General features: G+C 70.6%; 16 protein-coding genes. 1 reads left to right on the top strand and 15 read right to left on the bottom strand.

What is annotated here, in order from left to right; genetic code table 11:
• Positions 1-80 precede the first annotated feature (80 nt).
• A complete protein-coding gene (locus ABD353_RS25015; protein WP_344625914.1) occupies positions 81-635 on the top strand; it encodes a hypothetical protein in 555 nt (184 codons plus the stop codon).
• 19 nt (positions 636-654) lie between these two features.
• Here ABD353_RS25015 and ABD353_RS25010 read toward each other — a convergent pair whose 3' ends face one another.
• The 15 genes from ABD353_RS25010 to ABD353_RS24940 form a co-directional block, all read right to left on the bottom strand.
• Positions 655-1,227, bottom strand: coding sequence for a cob(I)yrinic acid a,c-diamide adenosyltransferase (locus ABD353_RS25010; protein WP_344625913.1), 573 nt, complete (start codon positions 1,225-1,227; stop codon positions 655-657).
• A 59-nt stretch (positions 1,228-1,286) separates the two neighbouring features.
• Positions 1,287-1,787: a DUF2550 domain-containing protein gene (locus tag ABD353_RS25005; RefSeq protein ID WP_344625912.1), complete on the bottom strand. Its 501-nt coding sequence runs from the start codon at positions 1,785-1,787 to the stop codon at positions 1,287-1,289.
• A gap of 142 nt (positions 1,788-1,929) precedes the next feature.
• A complete protein-coding gene (locus tag ABD353_RS25000) occupies positions 1,930-2,313 on the bottom strand; it encodes a F0F1 ATP synthase subunit epsilon (RefSeq protein ID WP_263103635.1) in 384 nt (127 codons plus the stop codon).
• 188 nt (positions 2,314-2,501) lie between these two features.
• Positions 2,502-3,947, bottom strand: a complete 1,446-nt coding sequence (atpD, locus tag ABD353_RS24995) for a F0F1 ATP synthase subunit beta (RefSeq protein WP_344625911.1) — start codon at positions 3,945-3,947, stop codon at positions 2,502-2,504.
• A gap of 2 nt (positions 3,948-3,949) precedes the next feature.
• Positions 3,950-4,864, bottom strand: coding sequence for a F0F1 ATP synthase subunit gamma (locus tag ABD353_RS24990; protein ID WP_344625910.1), 915 nt, complete (start codon positions 4,862-4,864; stop codon positions 3,950-3,952).
• Between the two features lie 33 nt (positions 4,865-4,897).
• Positions 4,898-6,472 (bottom strand): F0F1 ATP synthase subunit alpha, encoded by a 1,575-nt coding sequence (gene atpA, locus ABD353_RS24985; RefSeq protein WP_344625909.1) that lies wholly within the window; start codon positions 6,470-6,472, stop codon positions 4,898-4,900.
• Positions 6,473-6,631: 159 nt separating this feature from the next.
• The gene (locus tag ABD353_RS24980) at positions 6,632-7,447 is read right to left on the bottom strand and encodes a F0F1 ATP synthase subunit delta (RefSeq protein WP_344625908.1); all 816 of its coding nucleotides are present in this window, start codon (positions 7,445-7,447) and stop codon (positions 6,632-6,634) included.
• Entirely contained in the window at positions 7,444-7,998 is a 555-nt protein-coding gene (locus ABD353_RS24975) for a F0F1 ATP synthase subunit B (protein WP_344625907.1), read from the bottom strand. The genes ABD353_RS24980 and ABD353_RS24975 overlap by 4 nt, the downstream gene beginning before the upstream one ends.
• A 37-nt stretch (positions 7,999-8,035) precedes the next feature.
• Positions 8,036-8,269 (bottom strand): ATP synthase F0 subunit C, encoded by a 234-nt coding sequence (atpE, locus tag ABD353_RS24970; RefSeq protein ID WP_030268024.1) that lies wholly within the window; start codon positions 8,267-8,269, stop codon positions 8,036-8,038.
• Between the two features lie 84 nt (positions 8,270-8,353).
• The gene (atpB, locus tag ABD353_RS24965) at positions 8,354-9,181 is read right to left on the bottom strand and encodes a F0F1 ATP synthase subunit A (protein WP_344625906.1); all 828 of its coding nucleotides are present in this window, start codon (positions 9,179-9,181) and stop codon (positions 8,354-8,356) included.
• 264 nt (positions 9,182-9,445) lie between these two features.
• Positions 9,446-9,877: a Cg1360 family ATP-synthase-associated protein gene (locus ABD353_RS24960; protein WP_344625905.1), complete on the bottom strand. Its 432-nt coding sequence runs from the start codon at positions 9,875-9,877 to the stop codon at positions 9,446-9,448.
• Positions 9,878-10,238: 361 nt separating this feature from the next.
• Positions 10,239-11,591, bottom strand: a complete 1,353-nt coding sequence (locus ABD353_RS24955) for an MraY family glycosyltransferase (protein WP_344625904.1) — start codon at positions 11,589-11,591, stop codon at positions 10,239-10,241.
• Positions 11,592-11,796: 205 nt separating this feature from the next.
• Complete coding sequence (locus ABD353_RS24950; RefSeq protein WP_344625903.1) at positions 11,797-13,092, bottom strand: serine hydroxymethyltransferase; 1,296 nt, start codon at positions 13,090-13,092, stop codon at positions 11,797-11,799.
• Positions 13,093-13,364: 272 nt separating this feature from the next.
• A complete protein-coding gene (locus tag ABD353_RS24945; RefSeq protein ID WP_344625929.1) occupies positions 13,365-13,955 on the bottom strand; it encodes an arsenate reductase/protein-tyrosine-phosphatase family protein in 591 nt (196 codons plus the stop codon).
• 95 nt (positions 13,956-14,050) lie between these two features.
• On the bottom strand, positions 14,051-14,698 hold the full coding sequence (locus tag ABD353_RS24940; protein WP_344625902.1) for an L-threonylcarbamoyladenylate synthase: 648 nt from the start codon (positions 14,696-14,698) through the stop codon (positions 14,051-14,053).
• Positions 14,699-14,736 lie beyond the last annotated feature (38 nt).

Raw genomic sequence — 14,736 nt, 5'->3', positions numbered from 1 at the left:
CTGCCGTACATCGAAGGGCAGAGGCGGGATCACCCCCGGCGACGACGCGCGGGCGCCGCGTGCGCGACAGGCTGGTCCGCATGGTTTCCCTGATCGTCGCCGGTGAGATCGGCTTCTGGGTGGTGCTGGCCGCCGCGCTCGCGGTCCGGTACGGGTTGCGGCTGCGCCGGACGGGCGCCGTCCTGCTGATGCTGCTGCCCGTGGTGGACCTGGTGATCCTCGCGGCGACCGTCGCGGACCTGCGCGGCGGCACCGTCGCGGACTGGACGCACGGGCTCGCCGCGAGTTACGTCGGCTTCTCGGTCGCCTACGGCCACCACCTGGTGCGGTGGGCCGACGGCCACGCCGCGCACCGGCTCGCCGGCGCACCGCGCCCGGCCGGGCCGCCGAAGTACGGCGCGGCGAAGGCCGCCCACGAGTGGCGGATGTTCGCCCGCACCCTGGCGGCCTCCGTGCTGACCGTCGCGCTGGTGGCCGCCGTGCAGTGGCTGGTCGGCGACGACGCCCGCACCCGTGGCCTGGACTCCTGGTACCCGCGGATGGCCCTGGTGGTCGGCATCAACCTGGTGATCGCCGGCAGCTACACCGTCTTCCCCAAGCGCGGGCCCGGGGCTGCGGCCGACCGCCGGCCGTGAGCGCCGGTGCCGCCGTGCGCTACCGGTTCTCGCCCGGCACCCAGAGGACGTCGCCGATCTCCTTGTTGGCCGTGCGGGCCAGGATGAAGAGCAGGTCCGACAGCCGGTTGAGGTACTTGGCGGTGAGCGGGTTGACGGTGTCGCCGTGCGTCTCGATCGCCGCCCAGGTCGACCGCTCGGCCCGCCGCACCACGGTGCAGGCCAGGTGCAGGTGGGCCGCGCCCGGGGTGCCGGCGGGCAGGATGAAGCTGCGGAGCTTCTCCAGCCCGCCGAGGTAGTGGTCGCAGTCGGCTTCCAGCCGGTCGATGTAGCCCTGCTCGACCCGCAGCGGCGGGTACTCGGGGTTCTCCACCACCGGGGTGGCGAGGTCGGCGCCGACGTCGAAGAGGTCGTTCTGGATCCGCGTCAGCACCGCGGACACGTCGGCCGGCAGCGCGCCGACCGCCAGGGCCACGCCGATCGCGGCGTTGGCCTCGTTGGTGTCGGCATACGCGATCAGCCGCGGGTCGGTCTTGGTGGTGCGGCTCATGTCGCCGAGGGCGGTCGTGCCGTCGTCACCGGTGCGGGTGTAGATGCGCGTCAGGTTCACCATGGCCGCAGCCTAGCGCCGACGCGGGGCGCGTGTTAGGGGGTGTTAACCAGCCCACACGGTCAGGCGACGTTGACCCTCTGCCCGGGCGGGGCCGCCTCCAGCCAGGCGAGGAAGCCGGTGAGCGCGTCCTCGCTCATGGCGAGCTCCAGCGGGGCGCCGTCGTGCAGGCACCGCAGCACCACCGAACCGGAGAGCAGGGCCAGTTCCTCCTGGCCCTCGGGATAGCGCCGGCCAAGGACCTCGATCTCGGTGCGCGGCAGGACGCGCCGCGGGCGCGGGGCGTACGAGAAGACCCGGAACCACTCGATGGAGTCGCCGCTGTACCGCCCGATACCGAAAACCCACCCCTTGCCGTCGGTCACGTGGACCGGGGCCGGGGTGGGTTGGCCGTTCTCGTCGAGGTCGGGCTGCGTCGAGGCGTCCGCAGGCATTTTGAGCCGGAGACTGCAGTCGAACGTCCCGCCTACTCGCTGGATGACTCGGCGGCGTACCGCGAACACCGTCAGTCCGATCACGGCGAAGGCGACGATCGCCGCGCACACCACAAGGGCGAGGACCATGCTCACCGACCTCCTCGCTCCTGCGTTCCCCGTGACGGCCGTGTCACCGGCCGCCCTGTCCTACCAACTGATACGACAGTCCCGGGGTCACGCTTCCGCGTCCCCGGGACCGTCGGTCGACCCCGCTGTCAGGGTCGGGTGCTCAGGCGTGGGCCTTGAGACCGCGCGCCGCCACCAGGCGGACCTCCGCACGGCGCTCGGCGTGCGCGTCGAGCTCCGACTGGGCGTTCTCCAGCGCGCGCTGGGCGCGGGCGATGTCGATCTCGTCCGCCAGCTCGGCCACCTCGGCGAGGATGGAGAGCTTGTTGTCGGCGAAGGAGATGAAACCACCGTGCACCGCGGCGAGGACCGTCCCGCCGTCGGTGGTGCGGATGGTGACCGGACCGCTCTCCAGCACGCTCAGCACCGGGGTGTGACCGGGCATGATGCCGGTGTCACCGGAGGCCGTACGGGCGACGACGATGGTGGCCGCACCGGACCACACCTTGCGGTCGGCTGCGACCAGCTCGACGTGCAGCTCAGCCAACGTGGGCTCCTAGGCTCTTGAAACCGTCGATTACTCGATGGTTTCGGTAAGAATAACGGGCCCGCACCCCTGTCATGAAACCAGGGACACGGAGATGACCGGGATCACAGCCGCTGTGTGCCGTGAGGGGTGGCCCCCGGGAGACGGGGACCACCCCTCACAGTCACTCGGCCATCACGTCGGCCTGATTACTTCTTCGCCAGCTCGGCAGCGTTCTTCTCGAGGTCCTCGATGCCACCGCACATGAAGAAGGCCTGCTCCGGGACGGAGTCGTACTTGCCGTCCGCGATCGCGTTGAAGGCCTCGATGGTCTCCGACAGCGGCACGGTCGAGCCGTCGACGCCGGTGAACTGCTTCGCCACGTAGGTGTTCTGCGAGAGGAAGCGCTCGATGCGGCGGGCGCGGTGGACGGTGATCTTGTCCTCCTCGCTCAGCTCGTCGATACCGAGGATCGCGATGATGTCCTGGAGGTCCTTGTACTTCTGCAGGATGCCCTTGACGCGGATGGCCGTGTCGTAGTGGTCCTGCGCGATGTAGCGCGGGTCCAGGATGCGGGACGTCGAGTCCAGCGGGTCGACCGCCGGGTAGATGCCCTTCTCCGAGATCGGGCGCGACAGAACGGTGGTCGCGTCCAGGTGGGCGAAGGTGGTCGCCGGCGCCGGGTCGGTCAGGTCGTCCGCGGGGACGTAGATCGCCTGCATCGAGGTGATCGAGTGACCGCGGGTCGAGGTGATGCGCTCCTGCAGGAGGCCCATCTCGTCGGCCAGGTTCGGCTGGTAGCCCACCGCGGAGGGCATGCGGCCGAGCAGGGTCGACACCTCGGAACCGGCCTGGGTGAACCGGAAGATGTTGTCGATGAAGAGGAGCACGTCCTGCTTCTCGACGTCGCGGAAGTACTCCGCCATGGTCAGGGCGGACAGCGCGACGCGCAGGCGGGTGCCCGGCGGCTCGTCCATCTGGCCGAAGACCAGCGCGGTCTTGTCCAGAACGCCCGAGTCCACCATCTCGTGGATCAGGTCGTTGCCCTCACGGGTGCGCTCGCCGACACCGGCGAACACCGACACACCACCGAAGTTCTCGGCGACGCGGTAGATCATCTCCTGGATCAGAACGGTCTTGCCGACACCGGCACCACCGAACAGACCGATCTTGCCACCCGTGACGTACGGGGTGAGCAGGTCGATGACCTTGATGCCGGTCTCGAACATCTCGGTCTTCGACTCGAGGTCCTTGAAGTCCGGAGCCTTGCGGTGGATCGGCCAGCGGGTCGTGACCGCAGCCTCGAACTCCGCCTTGTCGGTGTTCAGCACCTCACCGAGGGCGTTGAACACCTTGCCCTTGGTGATCTGGCCGACCGGCACGGAGATGGCCGCACCGGTGTCGGACACCTCCGCACCGCGGACCAGACCGTCGGTCGGCTGCATCGAGATGCCGCGGACCAGGCCGTCGCCGAGGTGCTGGGCGACCTCGAGGGTCAGGGTCTTCTTGCCCGTGCCGTCGGGGTTCTCCACCTCGACGTGCAGGGCGTTGAACATGTCCGGAATCGCGTCGACGGGGAACTCCACGTCGACGACCGGGCCGATGACCCGCGCGACGCGGCCCGTCGCCGTGGTCGGCTCAACAGTGGTGGTCATACTCATTCGCTCCCGCGGCTAGCGTCGGCGAGGGCGTTGGCGCCGCCGACGATCTCGCTGATTTCCTGGGTGATCTCGGCCTGTCGGGCCGAGTTGGCAAGCCGCGTGAGCGACTTGATGAGCTCGCCGGCGTTGTCGGTCGCGCTCTTCATCGCGCGCCGGCGGGCGGCGTGCTCGGAGGCGGCCGACTGCAGCAGCGCGTTGTAGATCCGGCTCTCGACGTACCGCGGCAGCAGCGCGTCCAGAACGCCCTCCGCCGACGGCTCGAAGTCGTACAGCGGGAAGATCTCGTTCTTGGCCTTGGACTCGTCGCTGAGCTCGACCTCGTCCAGCTTCAGCGGCAGCAGTCGGGCGTCGACCGCCGTCTGCGTCAGCATCGACTCGAACTTCGTCGAGACCAGGTGGAGCTCGTCCACGCCGCCGGTCTCCGCGATGAACGCCTCGATGAGGTCGCTCGCCACGGTCTTGGCGTCGCCGTAGGTCGGCTTGTCGGAGAAGCCCGTCCACGACCCCGCAACCTCGAGGTTACGGAAGTTGTAGTACGAGACGCCCTTGCGACCGATGATGTAGGTCACCACGTCCTTGCCCTCGTCGCGGAGCTTCGCGCTGAGCGCGACGGCCTGCTTGATGGCGTTGGTCGAGTAGCCGCCGGCCAGGCCGCGGTCCGCCGTGATCAGCAGGACGGCGGCCTTGGTGGCCTGCGGGTTCTCGGTGGTGAGCGGGTGCTTGGCGTTGGACCGGGTGGCCACCGCCGTCACCGCCCGGGTGAGCTCATCGGCGTACGGAGTGGAGGCGGCCACCGCGCGCTGCGCCTTGACGATGCGCGACGCGGAGATCATCTCCATCGCCTTGGTGATCTTCTTCGTCGCGGTGACAGAGCGGATCCGGCGCTTGTAGACCCGAAGCTGTGCTCCCATTGGGTCGTTACGTCCTTTCCCTCGTTACCGGACTCAGGCCTGCTCGGACAGGAGCTTGCCGTCAGCCGTGGTGTAGCCCTGCTTGAAGCCCTCGATCGCGCTGGTCAGCGCGTCGACGGTGCCGTCCTCGAGCTTCTGGGTCTCGACGATGCCGGCGAGGATGCCCTTGTGCTCGAGGCGCAGGTGGTCGAGGAACTCGCGCTCGAAGCGGCGGATCTCGGCGACCGGGACGTCGTCCAGCTTGCCGGTGGTGCCGGCCCAGATGGAGACGACCTGCTCCTCGACCGGGAACGGCTGGTACTGGCCCTGCTTCAGCAGCTCGACCATGCGCGCACCGCGCTCCAGCTGGGCCTTGGAGGCCGGGTCCAGGTCGGAACCGAAGGCGGCGAACGCCTCCAGCTCGCGGTACTGGGCCAGGTCCAGGCGCAGGCGGCCGGCGACCGACTTCATGGCCTTGATCTGGGCGGAGCCACCGACGCGGGAGACCGAGATGCCGACGTTCACGGCCGGGCGGATGCCGGCGTTGAACAGGTCGGACTCCAGGAAGCACTGGCCGTCGGTGATGGAGATGACGTTGGTCGGGATGTACGCCGAGACGTCGTTGGCCTTGGTCTCGATGATCGGCAGACCGGTCATCGAGCCGGCGCCCAGCTCGTCGGAGAGCTTCGCGCAGCGCTCCAGCAGGCGGGAGTGCAGGTAGAAGACGTCACCCGGGTAGGCCTCGCGGCCCGGCGGACGGCGCAGCAGCAGGGAGACGGAGCGGTAGGCCTCGGCCTGCTTCGACAGGTCGTCGAAGATGATCAGGACGTGCTTGCCGTCGTACATCCACTCCTGGCCGATGGCGGAGCCGGTGTACGGGGCGAGGTACTTGAAGCCCGCCGGGTCGGAGGCGGGAGCGGCCACGATGGTGGTGTACTCCAGCGCGCCGGCCTCCTCCAGGGCGCCGCGAACGGACGCGATGGTGGAGCCCTTCTGGCCCACGGCGACGTAGATGCAGCGGACCTGCTTCTTCGGGTCGCCGGAGCGCCAGTTGTCGCGCTGGTTGATGATCGTGTCGATCGCGACCGCGGTCTTGCCGGTCTGGCGGTCGCCGATGATCAGCTGGCGCTGGCCGCGGCCGATCGGGGTCATCGCGTCGATGGCCTTGATGCCGGTCTGCATCGGCTCGTGGACCGACTTGCGGACCATGACGCCGGGGGCCTGCAGCTCCAGGGCGCGGCGGCCGGTGGAGGCGATCTCGCCCAGGCCGTCGATCGGGTTGCCCAGCGGGTCCACGACGCGGCCGAGGTAGCCCTCGCCGACCGGGACGGAGAGGACCTCGCCGGTGCGCTGCACCGTCTGGCCCTCCTCGATGCCCGAGAACTCACCGAGGATGACGACACCGATCTCGCGGGTGTCGAGGTTCAGCGCGAGGCCGAGGGTGCCGTCCTCGAACTTCAGCAGCTCGTTGGCCATGACCGAGGGGAGACCCTCGACCTTGGCGATACCGTCCATGGCCTCGGTGACCGTGCCGACCTCTTCACGCGAGGCGGCGTCCGGCTGGTACGACTGGACAAAGTCGGCCAGCGCGTCCCGGATCTCCTCCGGACGGATCGTAAGCTCCGCCATCAGGCTTCCCTGCTCTCCTAGTTTGCGATCCTCGGCCCGCCATTGAGGGCCGCAAGTGCTCGACTCTCGGCCGGGTCGGGGTGAACCGGCCGTACGTTTTGCCGGTTCACTCGGTGTGAACCGACGCCCGACCGAGGGTCGGATGATGCTCTTCTTCGGTCAGCCTTCGAGGCCCTGGCGAGCGCCTTCGAGGCGGCTCACCACCGTGCCGTCGATGACCTCGTCGCCGATCTGCACCTTCACGCCGCCGACGACCTCGGGGTCGACGTCGATGTTCAGGTGGATCTGCTTGCCGTACAGGCCGGCCAGGGCGGCGGCGAGCCGCTCCTTCTGCCGGTCCGACAGCGGCACGGCGCTGGTGACCAGGGCCACCACGCGGCCGCGACGGGCGGCAGCGAGCTTGGAGTAGGACTCGAGGCCCTGTTCCAGGCTACGGCCACGCGGGGCGGTGACCAGGGAGACGACCAGGCGGACGGTGCCCGCGTTGGCGCGGCCGCCGAGCAGCTTCTTGACCAGGGCCGCCTTGGCGGCGGCGTCGGCCTTGGGCTCGGTCAGCGCGGCGCGCAGCTCGTGCGAGCCCGCGACGACCCGGCCGAACCGGAACAGCTCGTCCTCGACGTCGTCCAGGGCACCGGCCTTGTCGGCGGCGATGACCTCGGCGTACGCGGAGAGCTCCTCCACCGCGTCGACCAGGTCGCGCGCGCCGGACCAGCGGGACCGGACGAGGCCGGAGACCAGGTCGACCGTCTCACCGGAAACCTGGCCCGTCAGCAGCGTGCCGACGAACCCGGCCTTGTCCTGGCCCGACCGCGAGGGGTCGGTCAGCACGCGGCGCAGCGAGACCTCGCGGTCCAGCAGGGCCGTGACGGCGGTGAGCTCCTCGGCGAGCTTGGCCGCGTCCACCGAGGTGTTGTCGGTCAGGCTCTCGAGGTTCTCCCGGCCGGCGGCCAGGGCCTCGCGGCTGGCGCCGATCACTTGGCACCCGCCGAGGCGGCGGCCTTGGCCTCGAGCTCGTCGAGGAAGCGGTCGATCACACCGCTCTGCCGGGCGTGGTCCTCGAGGGACTCACCCACGATGCGGGACGCCAGCTGGGAGGCCAGCGAGCCCACGTCCTGGCGCAGGGCGGCAGTAGCCTGCTTCTTGTCAGCCTCGATCTGGGCGTGGCCGGCGGCGACGATGGACTCGCGCTGACGCTGGCCCTCCTCGCGCATCTCGGCGACCAGGGCAGCGCCCTGCTCACGGGCGTGCTCGGTGATCCGAGCGGCCTCGTGACGCGCCTCGGCGAGCTCGGCACGGTACTGCTCCAGCAGGACCTGGGCCTCTGCCTGAGCGGCCTCCGCGCGCTCCATGCCGCCCTCGATGGCATCCCGACGCTCCGACAGCACCTTCTCGATGCTGGGAAGGAGCTTCTTGCCGAGGAAGCCGAAGACGATGAAGAAGCAGAGCAGGCCGATGATGATCTCGGGCCATGCGGGGAGGAGCGGGTTCATCTGCTCCTCGGCCGCGATGTGAGCCGCGATGCTCATATCTGGACCTTCCTCGAATGGGTCTGCGGCAGGGGAATTACTTACCGGTGCCGTAGACGAACGGCATGACGATGCCGATGAGCGCCAGCGCCTCGGTCAGCGCGAAGCCGATGAACATGTTGGAACGGATGAGACCGGCGGCCTCGGGCTGGCGGGCCATGGCCTGGACGCCGTTACCGAAGATCAGACCGACACCGATGCCGGGGCCGATCGCAGCGAGACCGTAACCGACGGAAGCGATGGAACCGACGACCTCAGCGAGCTGTGCCATTTCAGCTTGTCCTTTGCGGGGATGTGAACCGGTGGTGGTTGGCCACCGGACGTTTCTGGGTGGGCAGCCAGGGGGCTGCGCGGCTCAGTGCGCCTCTTCGAGGGCACCGGCGATGTAGCTGCTGGCCAGCATCACGAAGATGTAGGCCTGCAGGAACTGCACCAGCAGCTCGAACGCGGTCAGACCGACGGCCACGATGAACGAGGTGGTGCCGTAGAGCGCGCCGATGCTCGGGCTGAGCAGGTACCAGGAGGCGACCGAGAACACGACGATCAGCAGGTGGCCGGCGAACATGTTCGCGAAGGCTCGGACCGCCAGCGTGAAGGGCCGCACGAAGATGTTCGAGATGAACTCGATCGGGACCAGGATGAACATGACCCAGCCGGGGATGCCCGAGGGCCAGCAGAGGTTCTTCAGACCGCCGACGAAGCCGTGCTTCTTGAAGGTCAGCGTCATGTAGGTGACCCACACGACCGCCGCGAGGCCCACCGGGTAGGCGATCCTCGACATCACCGGGAACTGGGCGAACGGGATGATGGACATGATGTTCATCACCCACACGAAGAAGAACATCGAGACCAGCATCGGGACGTACTTCTCGCCCTTTTTGCCGATCGTCTCCAGCACGATGCTTCGCTTGACGAAGTCGTACCCGATCTCACCGACCAGCTGGAGCTTCCCGGGGACCAGCTTCGGCTTGGCGAAGGAGGCCCAGAAGAACGCCACCACCAGCAGGGCGCAGATGATGGACAGAAGCATGGGCTTGGTGAAGTCGACGCTGCCGATGGAGAAGATCGGCTTGAAGTCGAACTCGTTCAGGCCCGGAGCCGGGAAGCCGCAACCGGAGAACAGGTGGCACCCGGCCTCAGAGGCGAGCTGGACGTCAGCACCCACCACAGACTCCTTCGTCATGACGCATGGTTACGGCAACCTCGGTGTGTCGGCGCGGCCCTCGGCCACGGAGCGGCACTGGAACTTGTTGGATTTCTCGCGGACCCTGCGCGGCGCGTATCCCTGCCGCGGGATCTTCGAAGACTTCATGGAGTCGGGGGGCGATCCGTCCGATCATCGGAGCGATCTGGCCGCATCCCGTACTCCGCCGTCGGGACGGACGATAGCAGCCCGTCAGGAGGGCATAAACACCGCCCCCCGTGCGAGGGGGACAGCCCGCCCCCGTCACGGTTGACGCCCGGATTTCGGCTTGTCGTCGCGGGGTTCGGGCTCCACGTAGTAGATCTTGGCCTTCATCGCGCCGCGCACCTGGAAACCCGTCCAGATCAGGGCACAGCCCAGCAACGTGAAGCCGAACACCTTGGTGTCGAAGAGGGTGGTGTTCTTGAACACCGCCAGGACGACCGCGACCAGCAGGATCTGCGTCGTGTAGACGAGCAGCGCAGCTGCCATGAGGATCTGCGGGTTGTTCCTGGTGAGCCGGTCGAGCGCGACCTGGCCGAAGCTGAAGAACGCCATCACAAGGAGGACGGCGGCGAGAGCGCCGATCAGCCCCTTGGTCCCCACGACGAAGGTCGCAATGACGGCGGCGATCAGGCCGGCGACCGCAGTGGGGATTGCGGCGCCTCGGATGATCCGGGCGTCGTGGGACGGCATGTCGGCAGCTCCGGCGGCATGTCGGCAACGGGGGACTGGCATATGGGTGTGCGCGCGGCGGGGGGACGCCGCACCGGGAACCACAGCCGCAGGCCGGCCGCTCGACGGCGAGCCAGTCGAGGAGACCGACCGGGGGTGGAGAGCGCTCCGCCCGTCAGGTCTTTCGGCGTGTTCTCGGTACTCGTGAACGGTATCACAAACTATTTGATGAGAGCTTTACCATGAACGTGTGGTACCTGTCACACCGATGGCCGAAGGGTGCCGCCGTACGGGTGAGGGCTGTTGACGGCCGGTCAGACGCATCGGCGGGCGTGTCGCGGGCGCCCTCGGGGGGCGCCCCGGCCACCTCCGGGGCGCGCGCTCAGCCCTTCGCGCGGCTCCGCTGCCCGACCGCCGTGGCCCCGCTGCCGATCCGGCTCAGCAGTGCCTTGTCCTTGGCGGAGAGCTCGGCCATCGCGGGCGCCCCGTCGGGTGCCGCGGCCTCGTCCGCCGCACCGCCGAGTGCCTCCGCGGCGGCCTCCGGGCCGGTGGCCGGCGCCTCGGCCCGGGCCTTGCGGTAGCGGGGCGGCACGACGGCCTGCACGGCCCGCGGCGCGTGCGGGCGGAAGCGCGGCATCAGCAGCACGACCAGGCCGACCAGGCAGAGCCCGGCGAAGGCCAGCACCACGGTGCGGCCGGTGTTGGCGACCGAGAAGGCGACGGTGCCGAAGGCGATCAGCGCCGCCCAGAAGTACATGATCAGCACCGCGCGGCTGTGCGAGTGGCCGACCTGCAGCAGACGGTGGTGCAGGTGCTGCTTGTCGGCGGCGAACGGCGACTTGCCGGCCCAGGTGCGGCGGACGACGGCGAGCAGCAGGTCGGCCAGCGGCAGCGCGATGACGGTCAGCGGCAGCAGCAGCGGGATGTAGATCGGCACCAGGGCGTGGACGGTGGCGGTCTGCGAACCGGTGCGGGAGGTGATGTAGTCGAAGTCGACGCGGCCGGTGATCGAGATGGCGGCGACGGCCAGCATCAGGCCGAGCATCATCGAGCCGGAGTCGCCCATGAAGATCCGGGCGGGGTGCAGGTTGTGCGGCAGGAAGCCCAGGCACATGCCGATGAGGACGGCGCTGAACAGCGCGGCGGGGGCGGCGTCGTTCACCCCGTAGCCGATCCACAGGCGGTACGAGTACAGGAAGAACGCCATCGCGGCGATGCAGACCATGCCGGCCGCGAGGCCGTCCAGGCCGTCGATGAAGTTCACCGCGTTGACCATCACGACGACCAGCGTGACGGAGATGATCATGCCCTGGGTCGGGGTGACGGCGACCGTGCCGACGCCGGGCACCGGGAGCGAGATGACCGTCACGCCCTGCCAGACCATCACGCCGGCGGCGATCATCTGACCGCCCAGCTTCACCAGGGCGTCCACGCCCCACTTGTCGTCCAGCACCCCGAGGACGAACATGATCCCCGCGCCGGAGAGCAGCGCCCGGACGTCCGCGCTCTGGATGAACAGCCGTCCGATGTTGGTCAGTTGGGAGGCGACCAGCAGGCCGGCGCAGAGCCCGCCGAACATCGCGATGCCGCCGAGCCGCGGGGTGGGCTCGCGGTGCACGTCGCGCGCGCGGACGGCCGGCATCGCACCGGCGGCGATCGCGAACTTCCGCACCGGGCTGACCAGCAGGTACGTCACCGCGGCGGTGACGAAGAGCACCAGCAGATACTCACGCACCACTGGCCTCCTGCATCACGGTCCGACGGATGAGTACGGAGCGTACTCCCGGGATGGTTCGGGGTTCGAGGTGCGTCGCCACGGTCACACCTTATTGAGTCGGACGAGCAGGACGCGCACCGCGGTTCTCCCCGGACGCCGCGGAGGCCGCCCGGGAGCCCCGGACGGCCCCTCCGCACGGCCTCCACGGCCCGCTGCGGCCGCCTCAGCGGCGGCCGGAGAACGCCCGTGCGAGTTCGCGCACACGCGCGGAGATCCGGGCCTGCGGGCCGCCGCGCAACAGCTCCCCGATCAGGGTGCCGACCTCGGCGAGCTCGGCCGGCCCCATGCCCTGGGCGGCGGCCGCGCCGGTGCCCAGCCGGATCCCGGAGGCCTCGGCGGCGGGCGCGGGGTCGAAGGGCAGCGCGCACTTGCCGAGCATCAGCCCGGCCGCGGCGCAGCGCCGCTCGGCGTCGACGCCGCTCAGGCCGAGCGGGCTGACGTCGGCGGTGACCAGGTGGGTGTCGGTGCCGCCGGTCATCGGCCGCACGCCCTGCTCGGCGAGCGCGCCCGCGAGGGCCCGGGCGCCGTCCACGGCCCGGCGGGCGTACGCGGCGAAGTCCTCGCCGGCGGCCTCGGCGAGGGCCACGGCCTTGCCGGCCACCTCGTTCATCGCGGCGCCGCCCTGGGTGAACGGGAAGACCGCGCGGTCGACCCGGTCGGCGAGCTCCACGGTGGACAGCAGCAGGCCGCCGCGGGGACCGCGGAGCAGCTTGTGGGTGGCGGCGACGGTGACGTCCGCGTACGGCACCGGGGAGGGCGCCAGGCCCGCCGCGACCAGCCCGGTGGTCTGGGCGGCGGAGGCGATCAGGTAGGCGTCGACCTCGTCGGCCACGGCGCGGAAGGCGGCCCAGTCGACGTGCCGGGGGTAGGAGATGCCGCCGGCGATGATCGCCTTCGGGCGGTGCCGGTGGGCGAGCTCGCGGACCTGTTCCGGGTCGATCAGACCGTTGTCCTCGCGGACGCCGTAGCCGACGAAGTCGAACCAGCGGCCGGAGAAGTTGGCGCGGGATCCGCAGCTGAGGTGGCCGCCGTGCTCCAGCGACATCGCGAGCACCGTGTCGCCCGGCCGCAGCAGCGCCGCGTACGCCGCGAGCATCGCCGAAGTCGCCGACCGGGGCTGGACGTTGGCGTGCGGGGCGGCGAACAGCTGGCGGGCCCGGTCGACCGCCAGCAGTTCGGCGGTGTCGGCCAGCGCGCAGCCGGTGTGGTGGCGCCGGCCCGGGTAGCCCTCGGCGTACTTGTCGATCAGCGGACCGCCGAGCGCGGCCAGCACGGCCGGGCTGGTGATGTTCTCGCCGGCCAGCAGTTGCAGGCTCTCCGCCCGTCGCTCGGCCTCCGCGGCGAGCAGGTCGGCCAGCAGCGGGTCGGCGCGGCGGAGCGCCTCCGCGGGCTCCCAGCGCGCCCCGGCGGCGGGAGCGTCGGTCTCGGTCGGGCCGTGCACGGTGGGGGTGACGGACATGGCGCAGCTCCCGGAAGCGGCGGGCGGGTCCCTCCAGCGTAGGTCGGGGCCGCCCCCGGGGCCGCCCGTGCGCGGCCGCGTTGCGCCGTCGGGGCGGGTGCGGCGCCCGCCGCCGCGGACGGCCCGTCGGCCGGTGTCGACGCCCGCGCACGCTCCGGGCACACGGCGTGCACGGTTTCTCCACCCGATCCCCCGCAATCCCCCGCGCCGTGCGGGCGGGCGGCACCCCGGGGCGGGTGGGGGCGCCCGGAGGGCCTGCCGGGCGCCGTCGCTCAGGCCTGCCCGCGCACTCCCGTCAGGGCGGTGACGACCGGGTCGAGGGCGTCGAATATCTCCTCGCCGCAGTTGCGGAACATACCGATCGGCGCGCCGTACGGGTCGTCGACCTCGTCGGACTCGGGCGAGGCCGCCAGCAGCCAGCCGCGGAGCGCCGCGGCCGCCCGCACCAGGGCGCGGGCCCGTTCCGGCAGCTGGTCGCCGCCGCGGGGCTCGGGCAGGGTCACGGGGTCGATCCGCCGCACCAGGCGGGTGAACTCCTTGAGGGTGAAGGTGCGCAGGCCGGCCGCGTGGCCCATGGATATCACCTGGGCGCGGTGGTCGAGCGTGGCCGTGAGCACCAGGTCGGCGTCGATGACGTGCTCGTCCAGCAGCTCGCGGCCGGCGAAGCCCGCGCTGTCCACGCCGTACTCGCCGAGCACGGTGGCGGCGTGCGCCTCCATCGGGGCGCCCTCGTGGCCCCACGTCCCGGCGCTCTCGACCACGAAGCGGTGCGAGGCGGCGCCGAGCCGGGCGGCCAGCTCGTGGCGGGTGAGCCGCTCGGCGATCGGCGAGCGGCACACGTTCCCGGTGCAGACGAAGAGGATACGGAAGGTGTCGACCGATCGCGGCGCGGCCGCCCGGTACGGGGCGGCCGCGAACCTGGCCGGGCCGGGGCCCGCGGCGTACAGGGACGCAGCGGTCAACTGCCGGCCTCCAGGTCCGGGACGACCTCCCTCAGCTGCTCGACGCTGATCGCGCCCGCCCGCAGCACGACGGGGGTCTTGCCGGTGACGTCGACGATGGTGGAGGCCGTGGCGTGGTCCGCGCGGCCGCCGTCCAGGTAGACCGAGATGGCGTCGCCGAGCTGGCCCTGGGCCTCGTCGCAGGTCGCGGGCGAGGGTCCGCCCGTCTTGTTGGCGCTGGAGACGGCGAGCGGGCCGGTGGTGTTGAGCAGCTCCAGGGCGACGGGGTGCAGCGGCATCCGGACGGCGACGGTGCCGCGGGTGTCGCCGAGGTCCCAGCGCAGCGAGGGCTGGTGGCGGGCGACCAGGGTCAGCCCGCCCGGCCAGAAGGCGTCGACGAGCTCCCAGGCCTGCTCGGAGAAGTCGGTGACCAGGCCGTGCAGGGTGGTCGGCGAGCCGACGAGCACCGGGGAGGGCATGTTGCGGCCACGGCCCTTGGCGTCGAGCAGGGCGCCCACCGCCTCCGGCGAGAACGCGTCGGCGCCCACGCCGTACAGGGTGTCCGTCGGCAGCACGACGAGCTCGCCGCGGCGGATCGCCGAAGCGGCCTCGCGCAGCCCGGTGGCGCGGTCCCCGGTATCGGCACAGTCGTAGCGGCGGCTCATCGGTGCGGTCCCCTTCCGAAGTTCACGGCGAAGTCACG

The organism is Kitasatospora arboriphila (genome assembly GCF_039528095.1).
Classification (GTDB): Bacteria; Actinomycetota; Actinomycetes; order Streptomycetales; family Streptomycetaceae; genus Kitasatospora; species Kitasatospora arboriphila.
The sequence above is the reverse complement of the archived record's forward strand: the minus strand, read 5'-3'. Positions and strand labels throughout refer to the sequence as shown.

What these genes read in the sequence shown, in the direction of transcription:
- ABD353_RS24975 (WP_344625907.1), bottom strand. Translation starts at nt 7,998, where the DNA reads ATGAGCATCGCGGCTCACATCGCGGCCGAGGAGCAGATGAACCCGCTC.
- ABD353_RS25010 (WP_344625913.1), bottom strand. Translation starts at nt 1,227, where the DNA reads ATGGTGAACCTGACGCGCATCTACACCCGCACCGGTGACGACGGCACG.
- ABD353_RS25015 (WP_344625914.1), top strand. Translation starts at nt 81, where the DNA reads ATGGTTTCCCTGATCGTCGCCGGTGAGATCGGCTTCTGGGTGGTGCTG.
- ABD353_RS24950 (WP_344625903.1), bottom strand. Translation starts at nt 13,092, where the DNA reads ATGTCCGTCACCCCCACCGTGCACGGCCCGACCGAGACCGACGCTCCC.
- ABD353_RS24960 (WP_344625905.1), bottom strand. Translation starts at nt 9,877, where the DNA reads ATGCCGTCCCACGACGCCCGGATCATCCGAGGCGCCGCAATCCCCACT.
- atpB (WP_344625906.1), bottom strand. Translation starts at nt 9,181, where the DNA reads ATGACGAAGGAGTCTGTGGTGGGTGCTGACGTCCAGCTCGCCTCTGAG.
- ABD353_RS25005 (WP_344625912.1), bottom strand. Translation starts at nt 1,787, where the DNA reads ATGGTCCTCGCCCTTGTGGTGTGCGCGGCGATCGTCGCCTTCGCCGTG.
- ABD353_RS24990 (WP_344625910.1), bottom strand. Translation starts at nt 4,864, where the DNA reads ATGGGAGCACAGCTTCGGGTCTACAAGCGCCGGATCCGCTCTGTCACC.
- ABD353_RS24940 (WP_344625902.1), bottom strand. Translation starts at nt 14,698, where the DNA reads ATGAGCCGCCGCTACGACTGTGCCGATACCGGGGACCGCGCCACCGGG.
- atpE (WP_030268024.1), bottom strand. Translation starts at nt 8,269, where the DNA reads ATGGCACAGCTCGCTGAGGTCGTCGGTTCCATCGCTTCCGTCGGTTAC.
- atpA (WP_344625909.1), bottom strand. Translation starts at nt 6,472, where the DNA reads ATGGCGGAGCTTACGATCCGTCCGGAGGAGATCCGGGACGCGCTGGCC.
- atpD (WP_344625911.1), bottom strand. Translation starts at nt 3,947, where the DNA reads ATGACCACCACTGTTGAGCCGACCACGGCGACGGGCCGCGTCGCGCGG.